Origin of the sequence: Micromonospora sp. NPDC049060 (assembly GCF_040649055.1) — a bacterium.
Lineage (GTDB): Bacteria > Actinomycetota > Actinomycetes > Mycobacteriales > Micromonosporaceae > Micromonospora > Micromonospora reichwaldensis.
In genome coordinates this window covers 65,600-83,541 of record NZ_JBEZEV010000019.1, presented here as the reverse complement: position 1 = coordinate 83,541, position 17,942 = coordinate 65,600, and the positions used below count along the sequence as shown (strand labels likewise).

Sequence of the window (17,942 nt, the reverse complement as noted above, 5' to 3'; positions counted from 1 at the left end):
GGCGGAGGGGAAACGCCCGGTTACATTCCGAACCCGGAAGCTAAGCCCTCCAGCGCCGATGGTACTGCACTCGGGAGGGTGTGGGAGAGTAGGACGCCGCCGGACAATCTTTCAGTTCAGGGTCACCCCGAAGGGGGTGGCCCTGAACTGCTTTACGGCTCATTTCGTGGCTTTCGAGCAGCCGCCCATCGCGCTCCGCCGCCGCCAACCCCGCCAACGCCCCATTTACCGGAGCAGCCCCCGAGGGGTACACCGGCCAACGGCGTCAGGCCCTCAGCTGGACACGACCACGGTGAGAGCCCCGGCACCCTGGTGACAGCCGTTCAGGTTCGCCCCACCAGCACCAGAGCCAGCACCAGAGCCAGCGAGGGCTGACTCGGCCCGACATCGCCTCGCGTCGGCACCGCGGACGGGGCGCGGGCGCCAGGCGCAGGGACGATGTTCGGCACCTTACGACGGCCGTGACGCGGTGCGCGTACGACAGGGGGAAGCCCCGCTGGCGACGTGGCCGGCGGGGCTTCCCGGAGCGGGAGTCAGGCGGCCGTCAGGACGGCTCGCGACCGCAGATGAAGCGCGGCTCGGCGGAGTAGCGCCAGGTGAACTTCTCCCGCTTCACGACCTTGCCGTCCTTCTTGAACACCCGGTAGGCGTCCTGGGTGAAACCCTGGCTGCCGCCGGCCGGGATGCAGGTCGGGCCGGGCTCCAGGTAGACCGTCTTCGGCTGGGTGATGTTGCGGCGCGGGGTGTACTCGGTCTTCACGCTGTCCCAGATCTTCGTGCTCCAGATAGACACGGTGATCGAACTCGACGTGTAGGAGGTGTCGATCAGGACGCCGTGCTCGGTGTTGTTGCGGAACCTGAAGTCCAGGTCCGGCCAGAAGATGGTCGACTCGATGACCGCCGGGTAGCGGCTGAACCAGTACGAGTGCGGCTTGTGCTCGACGTCCTCCAGCCCGGCGTAGTACGTCGCGTTGAACAGCGTCGTGGTGAACTGCGAGGTGCCGCCGCCGACACCCGGGACCAGCTTGCCGTCGAGGATGACCGGAGCGTCCCGGTAGCCCTGGGCGTAGCCGCGCTCGCCGGTGTGCCCGTTGAGGGAGAACGTCTCGCCGGGCAGCACCATCGTGCCGTCCACGTCCTTCGCGATCGTGACGATGTTCTGGCTGCGCGGCGAGGAGAGCCCACCGGTGAAGTGCGTGGTGAAGGTGGAGACCCGCTCCTTGATGCCCAACCCGGCCAGCTTCGCCGCGGTCAGCTCCGGCTCCGCCGGCTTCAGCTCGCCGGTGACCTTCCGGTCGTCCGCCCTCGGCAGGACGGCGAGCAGGTCGCGGCCGAGGGCCGCGCTGTCGAGCTGCTGCCCGGGCTTGCCGTCGACGACCTTCGGCTTGCCGCCGGAGATGGTCATCCGGGCGTCCCTCGGCGGCACCTCGATCGCGGCCAGGTCGTCGCCGAGCGCGGCCCGCAGCCGCTTCACGTCGACCTGCGGCGTCAGCTTGCCGGCCTTGTCGGCCGTGAACCGCAGGCTCCGCGCGATCGCCTTCGGCGGGATCTGCACCGAGCCCTTGCCGGTGGTCAGCGTGACCGGGGCCGCGACGGCCGGCTTCGCCAACTCGGCTACCAGCCGGTCCACCTCCTCGGCGGTGGTCGCCGGATGGGTCTCGACCAGCGGCACGGTCACCGGCTGGCCGGCGAGCCAGCCCTCCCGTACCACCTGCGCGGAGCGTTCCGGATCGAGGGCGAGGCTCGGCTTCGGGTGCACCGCCTTCGGCGTGGTGCCCTTCCAGGTGATCGCCGGCATGGTCATCTTCCGGCCCTGGTCGCCGACGACCTTCTCGAGGGCGGCGTCGAGCCGGGCGGCGTCCACGGTCACCACCGGCTGCACCGCCCGGGACCCCACGAGCCGGTCGACGGCGTGCGCGTCGGCCTCGGCCGCCGCCGCCACGGTGGCGTCGACGTCGACCGCCAGGCCGACGGTGGCAGGGTCGATCGTGGCGTTCCGCTCGCCGACGCGTACCGACAGCGGGGCGTTCAGGGCGGCGGCCCGGCGTTCGAGCTCCGCCCGCAGCTCCCGGGCGGCGTCCGCGCGGCTCCGGCCGCCCAGCTCCGCGCCGAGCACCGTCGTCCCGCGCGGCACGTCACCGGCGTACGCGTAGGCGCCCGCCCCCGCCACGGAGGCCAGCACCGCCGTGGCGGCCCCGGCGGCCAGCAGCAGGCGGATCCGGCGGGACCGTGACCCGCCCGGGCGGCCCGCCGGCGCGACCGGCTCCGGCTCGTCACCGGGCCAGGTCACAGCCTTGACCTGCACGGTGGGCCGGTCGTCGGCGGGTGGAGTCTTCTCGCCGTACAGCGTCACGGTCACCTCGATCGGACGTACCACAACGGGGGAGCGCACCTCCGCCCGGAAGACACCTACGGTAACCGGCGCCCCGGCGGGGCGGGAGCCAGCGCCCCACCCGTCGCTCGCGGCGTGTCGCCCGGCGTGTCGGGGGACACCGGCCGGTCGTCGGTCCGGCCGGCGGGCATGGCACGGTAGGGAACATGGGAGCGGACGAGGCGGTCCTGGCGTACGGGGGCGGTTGGCTGGACCGGGCGGGGGAGCTGCGTGCCGACCCGGAGCGGCTCGCCGCCCTGCTGGCGGACCCGGCGAGCACCCTGCTGCCGCTCTGGCGGGACCGCTGCCTGGTCGCGGGGGACGTGCCGGTGCGGCTGACCGGGGAACGGGCGGCCAAGGCGCTCACCGTCGCCGACGAGACCGTCTTCCTGGGTATGGACGACGGCTCTGCCGTCTTCGCCGTCGACCTCTCCGGGCTGCCCGAGGCCGCCGCCGTCGAGGTGGCGGAGGCGAGCGCCGCCGTGGACGTCCGGGCGCTGGTCGGCCGGCTCGACCCGGCCGGGGCGGCCGTCCAGGCGTACGCGCGGGGCCTGCTGCACTGGCACCGGCAGCAGCGCTTCTGCGGCACGTGCGGGGCGTCGACCGTCGTCCGGGGCGGCGGACACGTCCGGTCGTGCACGCGGGCGGACTGCGGCCGGCTCCTCTTCCCCCGGATCGAGCCGGCCGTCATCGTGCTGATCGAGGCGCCCGGCGTCCCCGACCGTTGCCTGCTCGCCCGGCACGCGGGCGCGCCCGAGGGGTCGTACTCGACGCTCGCCGGCTTCGTCGAGGTGGGCGAGAGCCTGGAGGACGCCGTCCGGCGGGAGATGGCGGAGGAGGCCGGGGTGACGGTGACCGACCTGGCGTACGTGGGCTCGCAGGCGTGGCCGTTCCCGGCCGGCCTGATGGTGGGCTTCCGGGCCACCGCCGCGTCCGAGGAAGTGCGGGTGGACGGCGAGGAGCTGCTGGAGGCGCGCTGGTTCACCCGGGACGAGCTGCGCCAGCGGGCGGCCGCCGGACGGCCGCTGGGCCGCGCCGACTCGATCGACCACCACCTGCTGCGCTCCTGGCTCGCCGCCGGGGCCTGACCGCCGCGGCCGGCATCTTAGGAGCCGCCGGGCCGGATAGGGCCGACCGGGGGGCGGCGGAAGGCCAGCCAGGCCATCACCGTGGCCGTGGCGACGGCGGTGGCGAGCGCGCAGACCAGGATGCCCTCGACCGTGCGCGGCGCGACAAGCAGGGCCGTCCCGGCGAGGACGGCAGTGGCCGCCCAGAGCGGCGCGGCGGGCCACCGGGCACCCGTCGCCACCTGGTCGTTGACCAGCATGAAGACCACCGCGTAGAGGGCGCCAACGGCGGCGAAGAGCGGTGCTGCGCCGGCCAGGTGCAGGTAGTCCGCCCCACCGGCGAGGCGGAACGCCAGCTCGCCGGCGAACGTGGAGGCCCCGACCAGGACCGCGCCGCAGGCCAGGATCAGCCCCAGCGCGGCGACCCGGGCCCGTCGGTCGCCCCGGGCGAGGCGGGGCAGCACCAGCACGGTGACCACCTGCGGCGCCCAGAGCGCGCCCTTGGTGAGCACCGACCCGACCGCGTACCCGCCGGAGGCGTCGTCGGGCAGCAGTTGGCGGGCGAGGATCAGGTCGGCGTACGAGATGGTGAGCATCGCCAACGACGCACCGCACGCCGTCATGACGTGCCTGGCGGTCAGCCGGCGGTCCACCACGGCGGCCGGGGCGCCCGTGCGCGGGGCCGGCGCGGCTGGCCGCACCGGGCGGGCGAGACGGACCAGCAGGGGCAGGACGGCCAGCCCGGTGAGCGTGGCGAGCAGCAGGCAGGCGACCGGCCCCCGGCCGAGGGCCAGCCCGAGCACGAGCCCGCCGTAGCGGCCGGCGGCGAGTACGGTCATCGCGGCGGCAAGGCGCAGGAACCGCTGGTCGCCCTGGAGTTCACCGAGCCACCGGCCGGCCAGCACGGTGGCGAACGTGGTCGCCGCGAGCAGCAGGGTCAGCGCCACCGGCAGGCGCAGTGTCGTGCTGAGCACCGGGGCGGCCAGCGCGGTGACGCCGGCGGTGAGCGCGGCGGTGCGCAGCGCGAGGCTGGCGGCGCTGGTGGCGCCCCACCGGGCGCGGTGCGCGGCCACCGCGATCTGGAGCCCGAAGCCGGGCACGGCCGCGATGGCGGCGAGTGCGAGCGCGGTGGCCAGCGCGCCCAGCTCGGCGGCGGCCAGCCTGCGGGCCCCGAGGACCGGGACCAGGTAGGCCAGCGCGTTGGTCAGCATGGTGGCGACGATGACGGCGGTGCCCGCCGCGCCGAGCCGGACGGCTCCGGCCTCTCTGCCCGTCGTCCGGGTCATGTCACCCCATGTCGCGCTGCTGTCCGGCGCGGGCGGTGCGCGCCGCGGCCGGCGGGGCGGCCGGAACGGGCCGGACCCCGGGTGACGGTACCGGTCAGTAGCGTCTTGCGTCAGCCCCCTGCCCATCGGGCCGGGAGGCGTCTAGTGTGCTGGCCCATGGCGTCGACGCACGTGGCCTCCGCAGCCACCTCCGGTTTGGCCTCGGTCCTTCCCGAACGGTTCGTCGCGGCCGCGATCCGGCGGGTCTACCCCCGGGTGGAGCCGGAGCTGGCCCGGTTGGCCGGTTTCGTCCCGCGCGGTGGCACGGCCGTGGACGTCGGTGCCTGGTACGGCCCGTGGACGGCGCGACTGCTCAGGTGCGCCGACCGGGTGGTCGCGGTGGAGCCCACCCCGCCGCTGGCCCGACAGTTGCGGGCGGCGTTCCCGGCCGTCGAGGTGGTCGAGGCGGCCGTGTCGGACCACGAGGGCACCGCATCGCTCTACCTGCCCGAGGGCGGGGCGATCGTCGGCACCTCCTCGCTGGAGGACCCGCGGCAGGGCGACCCGGTGCAGGTCCGGCGGATCACGCTCGACTCGCTCGGCCTGACCGACGTGCGCTTCGTGAAGCTGGACATCGAGGGACACGAGCTGCCGGCGCTGCGGGGCGCCGCGGAGACGGTCCGCCGGGACCGGCCGGTGCTGCTCATCGAGGTGGAGGAGCGCATCCAGCCGGTCGGCCCGCTGCTGGAACTGCTCGCCGGCTGGGGCTACCGGGGGTACGTGCTGCCAGGGCGGGACTGGGTGCCGCTGGCCGACTTCGACCTCGGCGGGCACCAGCGCGCGGCGATCGCCCGGGTCGGGCAGAGCTTCGCCCGCCGGGTGCTCTGGCCCCGCCCCCGCTACGTCAACTCGGTCCTGTTCCGTCCCGAGTGACCGTGCCCGGCAGGCTCACTGCCGCGGCACCGCGGTGCCGACGACGACCTCGTTGGTGCAGATCGTCACCCCGTGGCGCGGGACGGTCAGCTCGACGGTGTCGCCGCCGCCGGTGAACTCGAAGAAGTACTGGTGCAGGCCCTGCTTGACGGGGAACTCCCGGGCGCTGCTGCCGAGCCGGAAGACGGCGGTGGAGTCGGCGGAGCTGAGGTAACCGACCCGGACCACCCAGAACCAGTCGTCGCGCGGTGCGCTGAGCGGCAGCCGTATCGTCTGCCCCCCGAGGATCTTGTAACCGCAGCCCTCGTCGGGGCCGGGCGGGACGGCGGGACCGTCGACCCGGACCGGGGTGATGCGTCCCTGGTCGTCGAAGATCGCCGGCTCCTCCGCCCCGGTTACGAAGACCGGGCCGTCCTCCAGCGCCTGGAAGAACTTCGACTGCCGGTTGTACGGCGCCGACAGGTTGGGCACCACGCCTTCGGGGACGGGCCGGTCGAGGAAGACCGTGCCGGGCGGGGCCGCGGCCAGCTCGGCACGCGCGGTCTCCAGGTAGGCCAGGCCCCGCTTCACGGCCCACTCGTCGCCGTACCGCGCGGTGCTCCAGGCCGTGCCCAGACCCCCGGCGAGCAGCACGACGACGATCAGGGTGCTGGCCGTCTCGCGGTACCGGGTCAGCCACTCCGGCCGCCGGTCGCCCGCCTCTCGCTCCCCGTCGGCGAGGTGCCCCGTCGTACCGTCCGCCGGCCCCGTGACCGGGGCAGCCAGGCCGAGCAGCGCGACGCCGACGCAGAGCGCGGCCACCACGACCACGTCGGTGACGTACCGGGGCACGGAACCGGCCACGTCGCTGTAGACCGAGCCGAGCCGGGTCGCGCCCAGCAGGGCCACCACGAGGGCCAGGTACGCCCCGAGCAGCACCCAGGCGCGCCCGGCGGTGCGACGCAGGCGTACGGTCAGCACGACCAGGGCCAGGAAGACGGCCCAGGACAGCCATCGGCCCAGCTCCGGCGGCGCGGTCACCGGAGCGCCGTCGCCCGCCGCCATCCATCCCCACGGCCCGCCGAGCAGGCCCGGGACGACGGTCGAGCCGAGCAGCTGCCACAGAAACGAGAACACCTCGTTCAGCGAGTCCGGCTGGCGCAGGGAAGATTCCGAGCGGGTCAGGTAGAGCCCGGCGAAGCTCAGCGAGACGGCGGTGAGCACCGCCCACGACGGCCAGTAGCGGCGCACCGTGTCCCACACCGCCCGTACCGGCGGGCCGTCGACGAGCAGGCACGCGGTGAACAGGAAGACCAGCGGCACCACCAGCAGGGCCTTCTCGAAGAAGAGCAGCCCGAACACCACTGCCAGGGCCAGACTGACCAGGTGCCGGCGGCGGCCGGTGCGGACGTAGCGCAGCTGTGCGCCGATGGCCAGCACCATGGCGAGCTGCATGGGCACCATGTTCACGCCCACTGCCCACCAGGTGCCGGCCTCCAGGGTGAGCGGACTGAATAGGAAGATCGCGAGCGGCACCAGCAGTGCCAGGCCGGGCCGGACGAGCGTGCGGAGCAGCCGGAAGAAGGCCACCGCCAGTACCGCCTGGCCGGCGGTCATCAGCAGTACGTACGGCCAGTAGGCGAGGCCGACCACCCGGGTCACCACCCAGGTGAGCAGCAGGGCGGCCGGCATGAAGTGGTTGTTGTAGAGGGTGAGCAGGAAGCCCGGCGTGAGGTCGGCCTCCGCCGCCCGGGAGACCAGCACCCAGTCGTCGACCGCGAGGTGGCCCCGGGAGGCGAGCTGCGCCCGCCACACCAGGCTGGCCACGATCATGGCGACGCCGATGGCCCGTACCGGGTCGGCGCGTACCCAGCCGCCGATCAGTCCGCTCTCGTCAGGCTGGGCGGCCCTTTCGGACCCGGTCGATGCCATGGCGGGAAGACTGCCACACCGCCGGCCGCTGTTCCCATCAGGCCAACGGATGGTTCGGTCCCCGCGCGCAGATCCGCGTACAGTGGCCGCCACCAGCGCGGCGGTCGTCGCGCCCGGGCAGTGGTGAGGTCGGGGATGCGCGAACGGCTGGTGCCGCACGGCGTGGCCGCCGCCGTGACGGTGGTGGCGCTGGCCCCGCTGGCCCTGCCCGGCTACGTGCTCCGCTACGACATGGTCTTCGTGCCCCGGCAGGCGCTGAGCTGGGAGGCGATCGCCCCGGCCACCGCGCTGCCCCGGGCCGTCCCGCAGGACGCGGTGGTCGCGCTGGCCAGCCAGGTGGTGCCCGGCTGGCTGCTGCAACGGCTGGTGCTGTGCGCGATCGTGTACCTGGCCGCGCTGGGCGCCGCCCGGCTGGTGCCGACCGGCCGGGTCGCGGTCCGGGTCGTGGCCGCCGTCGGGTACGCCTGGACGCCGTATCTCGCCGAGCGGCTGCTCATCGGGCAGTGGGGGCTGCTGGTCGCGTACGCCGCGCTGCCCTGGCTGGTGCGGGCGGCGCTCGACGTGCGGGCGGGCCGCGGCGGGCTGCGCCGGCTGCTGCTCGCGGCGTCGGCGTCGGCGATCACGCCCACCGGCGGAGTGCTCGCCCTGGCCGCGGTCGCGGTGCTGCTGCCCGGGCGCTACCCGGCGGCCGCCCGATCGACGGTGCTGGGCGTGGGGTTGACGATGCTGCTCAACGCGCCGTGGCTGGTCGCCGGGTTCGTCACCGCCCACGCCGGTCGGTCCGATCCCGCCGGGGTGGTGGCGTTCGCCGCGCGCGCGGAGAACTGGGCCGGCCCGCTGGTGGCCCTGGCGGGCACCGGCGGCATCTGGAACGGGCAGAGCACCCCCGCCTCCCGGGCGGTCGTGCTGGTGCCGCTGGCCACGGTGCTGCTGCTGGCCGTCGTCGGGTACGGCGTCGTGCTGCTGCGCCGGCGCTGGCCGCCGTCGGTCGTCGGCCGGTTCGGCCTGCTCGCCGCCGGTTCTTGGCTGGCGGCGGCGGTCGGGGTGCTGCCCGGCGGCGCGGACCTGCTCGGCTGGCTGGTCGCCAACGTGCCCGGCGCCGGCCTGTTCCGCGACGGTCAGAAGCTGCTGGTGCCGTACGCGCTGGCGCTGGCGGTGTCCGGCGCGCTCGGCGCGGAACGGATCGCGGACCGGCTGGCGGCCCGCTTCGACGCGACGACCGCCGCAGTGACGCTGGTCGGCGCGGCGCTGCTGCCGGTGGCGCTCCTGCCCGACCTGGCCCTCGGCGGCGTCGGCCGGCTCCACCCGGTGGCCTGGCCGGCGGACTGGGCGACGGTGGCGCGGCTGACCGCGCAGCGGCCGGGCGAGGTGATCTCGCTGCCGTTCCAGGAGTACCAGAGCCACCCGTGGAACCACCACGGGCAGGTGGTGATCGATCCGGCGCCTCGGTACCTCGCCGTGCCGGTGCTCATCGACGACACGCTGCGGGTCGGCGACCTGGCGGTGGCCGGCGAGGACCGCCGCGCTGCCCAGGTACGTGAGGTGCTCGCCGCCGGTGCGCCCCTGTCGAGCACCGGCTCCCGGTGGGTGCTGGTGCAGCGGGCGGCCGGCCCGGCCCCGGCCCCGGCGGCGCTGGTCGGGCTGCGGACCGTTTACACGGGAAAGGATCTGACTCTCTACGAGAACCCGGACTGGACGCCGCCGCCAGCCCCGGCCCGGCCCGGCCCGGTGGGGTGGGCGCACCTCTTGACCGCAACGATCGTGGTGGGGATTGTTTTTTCGGGCGCTGCGCGGGCAGGCTACCGCGTGGTAGCGTCCCGGCACGCGAGTCCCGCGGAAGGAGAAGGTGGATGAGGAACCTGCCCGCGTTCGTCGCCGTCGGGGTACTCGGGGTCGTGCTCGGCCTGCTCGGGAGCGTCGGACTGGCGAATGCGCTCAGCCCGTCCGCCAAGGAGGCCGCCAACACCAAGGTGAGTGAGCAGGGAACCGAGGCTCCGCTGTACGGCACGCGCTGAACCAACGCAGGAAGGGTGCCCGCTGATGCGGGCGCCCTTCGTCGTGCCCGGCGTCGGCCGTCGTCCCTGACGCCGGATCCCCGGTGCCGGGAGCGCGCTCAGGGGCGGGTGGTCACCTGCGTCACCAGGTGGGCGAACCGCGCCCCGGTGGCCGTCCAGTTGAAGCGGGCCGCGTGCAGCAGCGCGGCCTCACCCATCGCCTTGCGCCGCACGTCGTCGGCGAGCAGTTCGCGCACCACGGCGGTGAACTCCCGCTCGTCGTCGACGAGGAGCCCGGTCTCGGTGTCGATCATCGCCTCGGCGACGCCGCCCGCGTAGCGGAACGCGACGGTGGGGGTGCTCCGGGCGGCGGCCTCCACGATGGTCAGGCCCCAGCCCTCCTTGAGCGAGGGGGTCAGCGCGAGCCAGGCCGACGAGAGCACCGCGTGCTTTTCGTCCTCGCTGATGAAACCGGTGAACCGGACATGACTCGCGATGCCGAGCGACTCGGACAGCTCCCGCAGCGGCTGCGTCCACCAGCCCTGGCCGGCCACCACCAGCTCCAGGTCGGGCAGTTCGGTGACCAGTTCGGCCACCGTGCGCAGGGCGATCTCCACCCGCTTGTGGGGCACCAGCCGGCCGAGCACCAGCAGCGACGGGTGCGGCGTGCGGGGCAGCGGCGGGCCGGTCACCGGAGGCGTCCCGTTGGGCACGACGTCGATCCGGTCCGCGTCCACCCCGAGGGCCGCCAGCTCCGCGCGGCTCGCCTCCGACACCGTCACGTACCGGCAGCGGCGGTAGAGCCGGACCGCCAGCCGCGACTCGATCCACCAACCCAGCCGGGCCATCATCGGACCGAAGACCACCGGCCACTGCTCCCGGTGCACGTGGTGTACCAGGGCGAGCACCGGGCGACCGGCGTAGAGCGGGGCGAAGAACGGCACCCCGTTGCAGACGTCGACGACCAAGTCCGGCCGGCCGAGACCACCCCGGCTCAGGGGGCCGAAGCCGAACCGGCCCGCCAGGCAGGTCAGCGCCGCCCGGGCGTAGACCGTCATCCGGGAGCCGCGTCGCAGCACGCGTACGCCCTCGGGCGTGGTGGTGGCCGGGCCGGCATTGTCGTGCGCGGCGCAGAGCAGGGTGACCCGGTGCCCGGCGGCGGCGAGTTCGGCGGCGATGCGCTCGACGTAGACCTCAGAGCCGCCGCCCTCGGGGTTGGCGGTGTCGCGCCAGTTGAGGAACAGCACGTGGCGCGCGGGGGTGTCGGAGTTGTCCACGCTACTCCTACCGGCGGGTAATGAAGCTCGATTCGCGCCACACTAGGGCGACCTGGGTCACATCCGCAATGGGGTCGGCGGGACGGCGACGGTTCGGTCACGGCCGGTCGCCAGGGGTTTGCCGGCAACGGGAAACCTTGGCAGGGTGTGCAGCGCGACTGCGTACGGTGGCGGGCGTCGCTCCGCGCCACGCGGCGCGACCTGCGGGCGGACGTGCCCTTCGTTCCGGCGACGACGAGGAGGTGACCGGGCGTGCGCAACGGTCCGGTGGCGGTACGGGGCCTCTTCCAGCGGTCGCCGGTGGTGCTGCTCAGCGCCGCGCTCGCGCTGCTGCTGGCCGGCTGGGCCACGGCGGCGTACCTGCGGTCCGACCGCAGCGTCCCGGAGTGCGTGGAGCGGGTCCAGCTCCGCGTCGCCGCGGCCCCGGTGATCGCGCCAGCCCTGGACCGCATCGTCCGGGCCAGCGTCGGCACGCAGCCCTGCGTCACGATCTCCGTGCAGGCCCAGGAGTCCGGCGCCGTCGCCGCGCAGGTGGCCGAGGGCGTGGACGTCGCCGACGCGTGGGTGCCGGAGTCGACGTTCTGGCTGCTCCGGGCCCGCGCGGCCGGCGCCTTCGAGGTGCCCGCGCAGGGCACGTCGGTGGCGAGCACGCCGGTCGTGCTCGCGGTGGCCGATTCGGCGGCGCGCCGGCTGGGGTGGCCGGCGAGGCAGCTGACCTGGCGCTCCACCGTCGGTCCGAAGGCCGCCGCCGTCAAGGTGGGGCTGCCCGACCCGGCCGTCGACCCGGTCGGGGTCGGGGCCGTACTCGGGGTGCGCGGCCTGGCCGCCGGGGAGGACGACCCGGCCGGGACGGTCGCCGCGGTGCTGCGCCGGCTCGCCGACCGGACGTTCACTCCCCCCGCGGGCGGGACGCTGCCGGTCGGGTCGGCCCTGCCGGGCAAGGCCGACGCCGTGGCCACCAGCGAGCAGGCCATGCTCGTGCACAACGCGCTGGCCGGCGACGACAAGCTGGTCGCGGCGTACCCGGAGGTGGCGGTCCCCGCGCTGGACCTGCCGTACGTGGTGCTGCCCGCCGCCCTCGGTCCGGTCCGGGACGCCGCCGCGCGCTTTCTGACCAACCTGCACACCGTCGAGGCGCGGGACCTGCTCAGCGGGTACGGCTTCCGCACCGCAGCCGGTTTCCCGCCGGCGATCCCCCGCGACGGCCGGCTGTCGCCGGAGGTACGCCAACCGGTGCCGCTGCCCGCCGACGAGGTCGTCACCGAGGCGCTGACCGGGTGGAGCGGCGTGCAGCGCAGTGCCCGCATCCTCACCGTGCTGGACATCTCCGGCTCGATGGCCGCCCAGGTGCCCGGCTCGGACGAGACCCGGCTCGAGGCCACGCTCAAGGCGGCCCGGGAGGGCTCCGGCCTGCTGCTCGACAACAGCGAACTCGGCGTGTGGGTCTTCTCCACGAAGGTCGACGGCGACCGGGACCACCAGGAGATCCTGCCGGTCGCGCCGTTGGACCCGACGCAGCGGGAGCGGCTGGTCGAACGGCTGGGCGCCGTCCGCGTGAAGCCCCAGGGCGGCACCGGCCTGTACGACACGACGCTGGCCGCGTACCGGGACGCACGGCGGTACTGGACACCCGGGCGGATCAACCTCGTGCTGATCATGACCGACGGGCGCGACGAGGACGGGGAGAGCATCGGCCGGGCCCGGTTCCTCACCGAGCTTGCCGAGTTGCAGGATCCGCGCCAGCCGCTGCCGATCGTCTTCATCGGGCTGGGTAAGGACATCGACGCCGATGACCTCAAGTCGATCGTCAAGGTCACCGGCGGGCGGGTCTTCAGCACCGACGAGCCCAGCGGCATCCGCCAGATCTTCTTCTCCGCGCTCGCGGATCTGAGCTGCCTTCCCCCGGAGTGCCGACGGTGAACCCGCACCCTTCCCGGCCCCGACACCCCGGCGGCCCGGTGCGCCGGGCCGTCCGGTCCGTCTGCGGGGCGCCGGGCACGGCCCTGTCGCTGCTGCTGCTCACCGTGCTCGCGTTCGTGCAGCGACCCGGTCAGGTCACCTTCGACACCAAGCTCGACCTCGCCGCGAACCCGGTGCACTTCATGGCCCGGGCGCTGCACATGTGGAACCCGGAGGCCACCTCGGGGGAGCTGCAGAACCAGGCGTACGGCTACCTGTTCCCGATGGGGCCGTTCTTCGCCGGGGGGCAGTTGCTGGGCATACCGCCGTGGATCACCCAGCGGCTGTGGACGGCGCTGCTCCTCGCCGCCGCGTTCTACGGCCTGCTGTGGCTGGCCCGGGCGCTGGGGGTCGGCACCGAACCGACCCGGTACGCGGCCGCCCTCGGCTACGCGCTGGCGCCCCGAATCCTCACCGAGATCGGCGCGCTCTCCTCCGAGACACTCTCCGCCGCGATGCTGCCCTGGGTGCTGCTGCCGCTGGTCCTGGTACGGCGGATCGGGTCCCCGCGACGGGCCGCCGCGCTCTCCGCGCTGGCCGTGCTCGGCATGGGCGGGATCAACGCGGCGGTGGTGCTGCTCGCCTTGCTGCTGCCCGGGGTCTGGCTGCTCACCCGCCGCTGGGACCGCGAGCACCTGCGGCTGGTGGGCTGGTGGTGCCTCTGCGTCGTCGGGGTCTGCCTCTGGTGGATCGTGCCGCTGCTGCTGCTTGGCGAGTACAGCCTGCCGTTCCTCGACTACATCGAGTCGTCCACCACGACGACCGCCGTCGCCTCGCTCTTCCAGGCGGTGCGCGGCACCAACCAGTGGGTCGCGTACATCGTGCAGGGCGACCCGTGGTGGCCGGCGGGCTGGCTGCTGATCGACAACCCGGTGCTGATGACGCTCACCGCGGTGGTGGCGCTGGTCGGCCTGGCCGGGCTGGCCGGCAACCTGCTGCCCGAGCGCCGGTTCCTGGTGCTGGGCTTCCTCACCGGGCTGACCCTGCTCACCATGGGCTACGTCGGCAGCCTGGACAGCCCGCTCTCGGCGCCGGTGCGGGACCTGCTGGACGGCCCGCTGGCGCCGTTCCGCAACGTGCACAAGCTGGACCCGGTGCTGCGGCTGCCGCTGATGCTCGGCTTCGCGCACGGCGTCGACGCGTGGGCCACCCGGCTGCACCGGGCCGCCGGCCGCCTCTCCCGCCGGCTGCGCCCGCTGGTGTTCGTACCGGTGCTGCTGCTGGTGCTGGGGGCCGCCGCGCCGGCCTGGCTTGGGCAGTTGCGGCCCGGGCCGGGCTGGTCGGATCTGCCGCCGCACTGGCGGGCGGCGGCGACGTGGCTGGCCGAGCGCGACGCGTTGGCCCGCACCCTGATGGTGCCGGGCTCCGGCTTCGGCCAGTACGAGTGGGGGCGTTCCGTCGACGAGCCGCTCCAGGCCCTGGCCGGAGCGCCCTGGGCGGTGCGCCACCAGATCCCGCTCGGCTCGGCGGGCAACACCCGGATGATGGACACCGTCGAGTCCGTCCTGGCCCACGGCCGGGGCTCGGCCGGCCTCGCCGACTTCCTGGCCCGCTCCGGGTTCCGGCATCTGCTGCTGCGCAACGACATCGACCGCACGCAGGTGGACGCGCCGCCGGTGGCGGCACTGCGCCAGGCGCTCGCCGGGTCGCCGGGGATCACGCGGGTCGCGACCTTCGGCAGCACCACCTCCTTCGGCCGTACGCCGGGCAGCCCGGTCGACGAGGCCGCCGGCCCGCTGCCCGCCGTCGAGGTGTACGAGGTGCAGCGCCCGGTGTCGACCGCCTCGGCGGTGCTCGCCGCAGACGTGCCGACGGTCAGCGGCGGGCCGGAGTCACTGCTGCCGCTGCTGGAGCAGGGGCTGGTGGAGCGGGACCGGCCGGTGGTGCTGGCCGGGGACCGGGCCGGCTTCCGCGACGGCGGCGACGAGTCGTGGATCGTGACGGACGGGCTGCGCCGCCGCGAGCGTGACATCGGCCGGGTCCGCGACAACCTCAGCCAGACGTTGACCGCGGCGGAGGCGAGCCGGCAGGGCCGCGTCGCCCTGGACCTGCTGCCGTTCCCCGGTGACCAGCACCAGACGGTCGCCACCTACCAGGGCGTACGCGAGGTCAACGCCTCCAGCGCGATCAGCTTCGTGGACAGCTTCGCCCCCGCCGACCCGTCGCACCTGCCCTTCGCGGCCGTCGACGGCGACGAGCGCACCGCCTGGCACTCGGCGCCCCTGGCCGGGCCCGTCGGTCAGTGGCTGGAGGTGGACCTGGACACACCGCGCGAGGTCGAACGCGTCACGCTCAACTTCGTCGACGACCTCGGGGTGGGGTGGCCGGTGACCCGGTTCCGGCTCACCACGGACCGGGGCTCGGTGGACCACGAGGTCGCCCGGGCGCTGGGGGCGCACTCGTACTACACACTTCCCGGCTCCACGAGCCGCGTACGCGTCACGGTGCTGGCGGTCGCCGGTGGGCGGCTCGACGGCGGGGTCGGCATCCGCGATCTCGTCATCCCCGGCACCGCCCCGCGACGGGCGCTGCGCACCCCGGCCGACATCCCGACCGGCTTCGTCGGACCGGTCGCCTGGTCGTTCAGCCGAGGGCCGGCCGACCGCCCCGCCTGCTTCCCGGTCGCCGCCGCAGGCTCGGACGCCGTGCCGTCGACCGGTTCCGGCCTCCGGCCCGCCGGGACGGTGATCCGGTGCGACCGGTTCCTGGCCCGGGCCGGCGAGGAGCCGCTCGGGGTGGACCGGGTGTTCCAGAGCGCGGCCCCCGGGACGTTCCGGCTGGACATGACCGCCGTGCCCCGGCCCGGCGGGCAGTGGACGCTGTCCGGGGTGCCGGTGCGGGCCACCGCCTCCTCCCACCTGGCCGGCGACGCGGCCGTGGCCGCGTACGCGGCGATCGACGGCGACCCGGGCACGGCCTGGCTGGCCGACAGCGACGACCTGCGTCCCACCCTTCGGCTGAGCTGGTCGGAGCCGCGCCGGATCGCCGAGGTGCGGCTGCGTCCGGCGGAGCTGCCGGTCGGCTCACTGCCGGAATCGGTCGAGGTGCGCACCCCGGGTGCCAACCGGGTGCTGCGGGTCGGCGCGGACGGCGTGGTGCGCTTCCCGGCGGTGCGGACGGACCGGATCGAGGTCGTGGTGCGGGATTCCGCCGAGCGGGTGGCCGACCGGCGGGGTAACGGCTGGACGGCGACCGTGGGGATCGCCGAGGTGCAGATCCCCGGCCTGGAAGACCTGCTCCGCCCGATCGTCGGGGCGACGCGCATCGTCGAGCGGTGCGGGTCGGGGCCCGCCGTCGAGCTGGACGGACTCCGCTACGACACGTCAGTCGCCGGAACCCTCGCCGACGTGCTCGACGGCCGGCCGCTGCCGGTCACCGTCTGTGGCGCCACCGGCGCGGTGGTGGACCTCCGGGCGGGCGGGCACCGCCTGGCGACCTCCCCGTCGAACGGGTTCATCGTGCAGGACGCCGCGCTGCGTCCGGAGGCGGCGCAGGCCGCGCCCCGGCACCGCGACGTGGCCGTGCTCGACTGGAACCCGACGGATCGGCGGGTGCGGGTGGCGGCCGGCGACACGGCGCTGCTGGTGGTGCCGGAGAACGCGAACGCAGGCTGGACGGCCACCGTGGACGGTCGGCCGCTGACCGCCACCCGGGTCGACGGCTGGCAGCAGGCGTGGGTGCTGCCCGCCGGTGAAGCCGGGGAGGTCCACCTGACGTTCGCCCCGGACCGGACGTACCGGGGTGGGCTGGTGGCGGGGGCGGCGACGGCGTTCGGGGTGCTGCTGCTGGCGCTGCTCCCCGTACGGCGACGCACGGTGGCCGACGCCCTGCCACCCCTGTCGGTGACGGTTCCGGCGGAGGGGCCCGTCTGGGCGACCGCCGTCCTGCTGGTGGTGCTGCTCGCCGTGCTGGGCGGCGTACTGCCGGTGGCCAGCGTGCTGGCCGCGATGCTGCTGCGGCAGCTCACCCGCCGGGCTCTTCCGGTGGTGGTGTTCGGCGCGCTGAGCTTCGCCACCGTGACCACGGTGGCCGGCCGGTTGCAGGGCCACGGGCAGGAGTGGGCGTACGGCCCGTGGGTGCAGGGGGCGATGCTCGTCGCCGTCGGGGCGGTGGTCGCCGCGGTGCTTCCCGTGCCCGGCGTCGCGCCGGAGGGCGCGGCTCGGCCGGCGGAGGTCCCCCGCGCGAGGACGGGTACGGCCGACGCGGATGATGTGACGCCGAGCGCCAGGGACGGGCGGCCGGCCGTAGCCACGGAACGGGACGAGGACGGGACGGTGGCGTGATGAGCGCAGCGCAGGACGGAACGGGGCGGGCGGCGCGTCGCCGGTTCGCCACGCTGGGCAGGTCGGTGGCCCTGTTCCGGGCCTTCCTGGTCGAGCAGAGCGACCCGGACCACTTCTACGGCCTGCTCGCTCAGGACTCCGTACGCCAGGTGTCCGGCTACGTTCCGCTCGCCGGCCGGACGGTGCTCGACGTCGGCGGCGGCCCCGGCTACTTCGCGGCGGCCTTCCGGGCCGCCGGTGCCCGCTACGTGGGGCTCGACCCCGACGTGGGCGACTTCTCGGCGGCCGGGGACGCGGTCGCCGGCATGCTGCGGGGCAGCGGTACGGCCCTGCCGGTGCGCTCCGGCGGCGTGGACGTGACGTTCTCGTCGAACGTGCTGGAGCACGTCGCGGAGCCGACCCGAATGCTCGACGAGATGGTCCGGGTGACCCGGCCGGGCGGGGTGCTCTTCGTGTCGTTCACCCCCTGGTTGTCGCCGTGGGGCGGGCACGAGACCGCCCCCTGGCACTATCTCGGTGGCGACCGGGCCCGGCGGCGCTACGAGCGCCGTAACGGCCGCCCTCCGAAGAACCGGTTCCGGGAGACGCTCCACCCGACCTCGATCGCCCAGACGCTGCGCTGGGCACGGGGCAACGCCGAGGTGGAGCTGCTCGACGCACTGCCGCGCTACCACCCCTGGTGGGGGCGGTGGGTCATCCGGATTCCCGGCGTCCGGGAGGTCGCCGCGTGGAACCTCCTGCTCGTCCTGCGTCGGACCGGTGCGGAACCGGGCGGCGCGGCGGAAAAAACAGAGCTGGCCGGGGGTCGCGTCGCTATGTGACTTGGTAGTAACCTCGCGGCCAACTCTCATCGACAGCGGCGAAAATTAGGTCCTCCGGGGA

At 74.7% G+C, this 17,942-nt stretch carries 11 protein-coding genes and 1 rRNA gene; 8 read left to right on the top strand and 4 right to left on the bottom strand.

All coding sequences use genetic code 11. The annotated features are described in order from the left end of the window. A 5S ribosomal RNA gene (gene rrf / locus AB0B83_RS11105) occupies window positions 1-105 on the top strand; the annotation flags it as partial. Between the two features lie 439 nt (window positions 106-544). Here rrf and AB0B83_RS11100 read toward each other — a convergent pair. Continuing rightward, on the bottom strand, window positions 545-2,359 hold the full coding sequence (locus AB0B83_RS11100) for a VanW family protein (protein ID WP_357578011.1): 1,815 nt from the start codon (window positions 2,357-2,359) through the stop codon (window positions 545-547). 179 nt (window positions 2,360-2,538) lie between these two features. Between AB0B83_RS11100 and nudC the strand changes: the two genes are divergently transcribed. Next, a complete protein-coding gene (gene nudC, locus AB0B83_RS11095; protein ID WP_357578010.1) occupies window positions 2,539-3,459 on the top strand; it encodes an NAD(+) diphosphatase in 921 nt (306 codons plus the stop codon). A 17-nt stretch (window positions 3,460-3,476) separates the two neighbouring features. On the opposite strand, the gene AB0B83_RS11090 is transcribed toward nudC, so the two are convergent. Next, window positions 3,477-4,724: a polysaccharide biosynthesis protein gene (locus AB0B83_RS11090; RefSeq protein ID WP_357578009.1), complete on the bottom strand. Its 1,248-nt coding sequence runs from the start codon at window positions 4,722-4,724 to the stop codon at window positions 3,477-3,479. 156 nt (window positions 4,725-4,880) lie between these two features. Here AB0B83_RS11090 and AB0B83_RS11085 point away from each other — a divergent pair, with 156 nt between their 5' ends. Further along, window positions 4,881-5,636, top strand: coding sequence for an FkbM family methyltransferase (locus AB0B83_RS11085; protein ID WP_357578008.1), 756 nt, complete (start codon window positions 4,881-4,883; stop codon window positions 5,634-5,636). Window positions 5,637-5,651: 15 nt separating this feature from the next. Here AB0B83_RS11085 and AB0B83_RS11080 read toward each other — a convergent pair whose 3' ends face one another. Further along, window positions 5,652-7,547 (bottom strand): hypothetical protein, encoded by a 1,896-nt coding sequence (locus AB0B83_RS11080; RefSeq protein WP_357578007.1) that lies wholly within the window; start codon window positions 7,545-7,547, stop codon window positions 5,652-5,654. A gap of 135 nt (window positions 7,548-7,682) precedes the next feature. Between AB0B83_RS11080 and AB0B83_RS11075 the strand changes: the two genes are divergently transcribed. Together AB0B83_RS11075 and AB0B83_RS11070 are read left to right on the top strand one after the other, a co-directional pair. Then, entirely contained in the window at window positions 7,683-9,401 is a 1,719-nt protein-coding gene (locus AB0B83_RS11075; RefSeq protein ID WP_357578006.1) for a hypothetical protein, read from the top strand. Continuing rightward, a complete protein-coding gene (locus tag AB0B83_RS11070) occupies window positions 9,398-9,562 on the top strand; it encodes a hypothetical protein (RefSeq protein ID WP_157747273.1) in 165 nt (54 codons plus the stop codon). The genes AB0B83_RS11075 and AB0B83_RS11070 overlap by 4 nt, the downstream gene beginning before the upstream one ends. A 98-nt stretch (window positions 9,563-9,660) precedes the next feature. Here the strand turns inward: AB0B83_RS11070 and AB0B83_RS11065 are convergent, their stop codons facing one another. After that, window positions 9,661-10,818: a glycosyltransferase family 4 protein gene (locus tag AB0B83_RS11065; RefSeq protein ID WP_357578005.1), complete on the bottom strand. Its 1,158-nt coding sequence runs from the start codon at window positions 10,816-10,818 to the stop codon at window positions 9,661-9,663. Between the two features lie 252 nt (window positions 10,819-11,070). Between AB0B83_RS11065 and AB0B83_RS11060 the strand changes: the two genes are divergently transcribed. Genes AB0B83_RS11060 through AB0B83_RS11050 form a run of 3 tightly spaced genes read left to right on the top strand, consistent with a single transcriptional unit; the run spans window position 11,071 to window position 17,881 of the window. Next, the gene (locus AB0B83_RS11060) at window positions 11,071-12,738 is read left to right on the top strand and encodes a substrate-binding and VWA domain-containing protein (protein WP_357578004.1); all 1,668 of its coding nucleotides are present in this window, start codon (window positions 11,071-11,073) and stop codon (window positions 12,736-12,738) included. Then, window positions 12,735-17,060: an alpha-(1->3)-arabinofuranosyltransferase gene (locus AB0B83_RS11055; protein WP_357578003.1), complete on the top strand. Its 4,326-nt coding sequence runs from the start codon at window positions 12,735-12,737 to the stop codon at window positions 17,058-17,060. The genes AB0B83_RS11060 and AB0B83_RS11055 overlap by 4 nt, the downstream gene beginning before the upstream one ends. Beyond that, window positions 17,060-17,881, top strand: coding sequence for a methyltransferase domain-containing protein (locus AB0B83_RS11050; protein WP_357578002.1), 822 nt, complete (start codon window positions 17,060-17,062; stop codon window positions 17,879-17,881). The genes AB0B83_RS11055 and AB0B83_RS11050 overlap by 1 nt, the downstream gene beginning before the upstream one ends. The last annotated feature ends 61 nt before the right edge of the window (window positions 17,882-17,942 follow it).

Bases quoted from the DNA above. Each gene is read 5' to 3' on its own strand.
- AB0B83_RS11080 (WP_357578007.1), bottom strand. From the start codon at position 7,547: ATGGCATCGACCGGGTCCGAAAGGGCCGCCCAGCCTGACGAGAGCGGA.
- AB0B83_RS11085 (WP_357578008.1), top strand. From the start codon at position 4,881: ATGGCGTCGACGCACGTGGCCTCCGCAGCCACCTCCGGTTTGGCCTCG.
- AB0B83_RS11075 (WP_357578006.1), top strand. From the start codon at position 7,683: ATGCGCGAACGGCTGGTGCCGCACGGCGTGGCCGCCGCCGTGACGGTG.
- AB0B83_RS11070 (WP_157747273.1), top strand. From the start codon at position 9,398: ATGAGGAACCTGCCCGCGTTCGTCGCCGTCGGGGTACTCGGGGTCGTG.
- AB0B83_RS11050 (WP_357578002.1), top strand. From the start codon at position 17,060: ATGAGCGCAGCGCAGGACGGAACGGGGCGGGCGGCGCGTCGCCGGTTC.
- nudC (WP_357578010.1), top strand. From the start codon at position 2,539: ATGGGAGCGGACGAGGCGGTCCTGGCGTACGGGGGCGGTTGGCTGGAC.
- AB0B83_RS11090 (WP_357578009.1), bottom strand. From the start codon at position 4,724: ATGACCCGGACGACGGGCAGAGAGGCCGGAGCCGTCCGGCTCGGCGCG.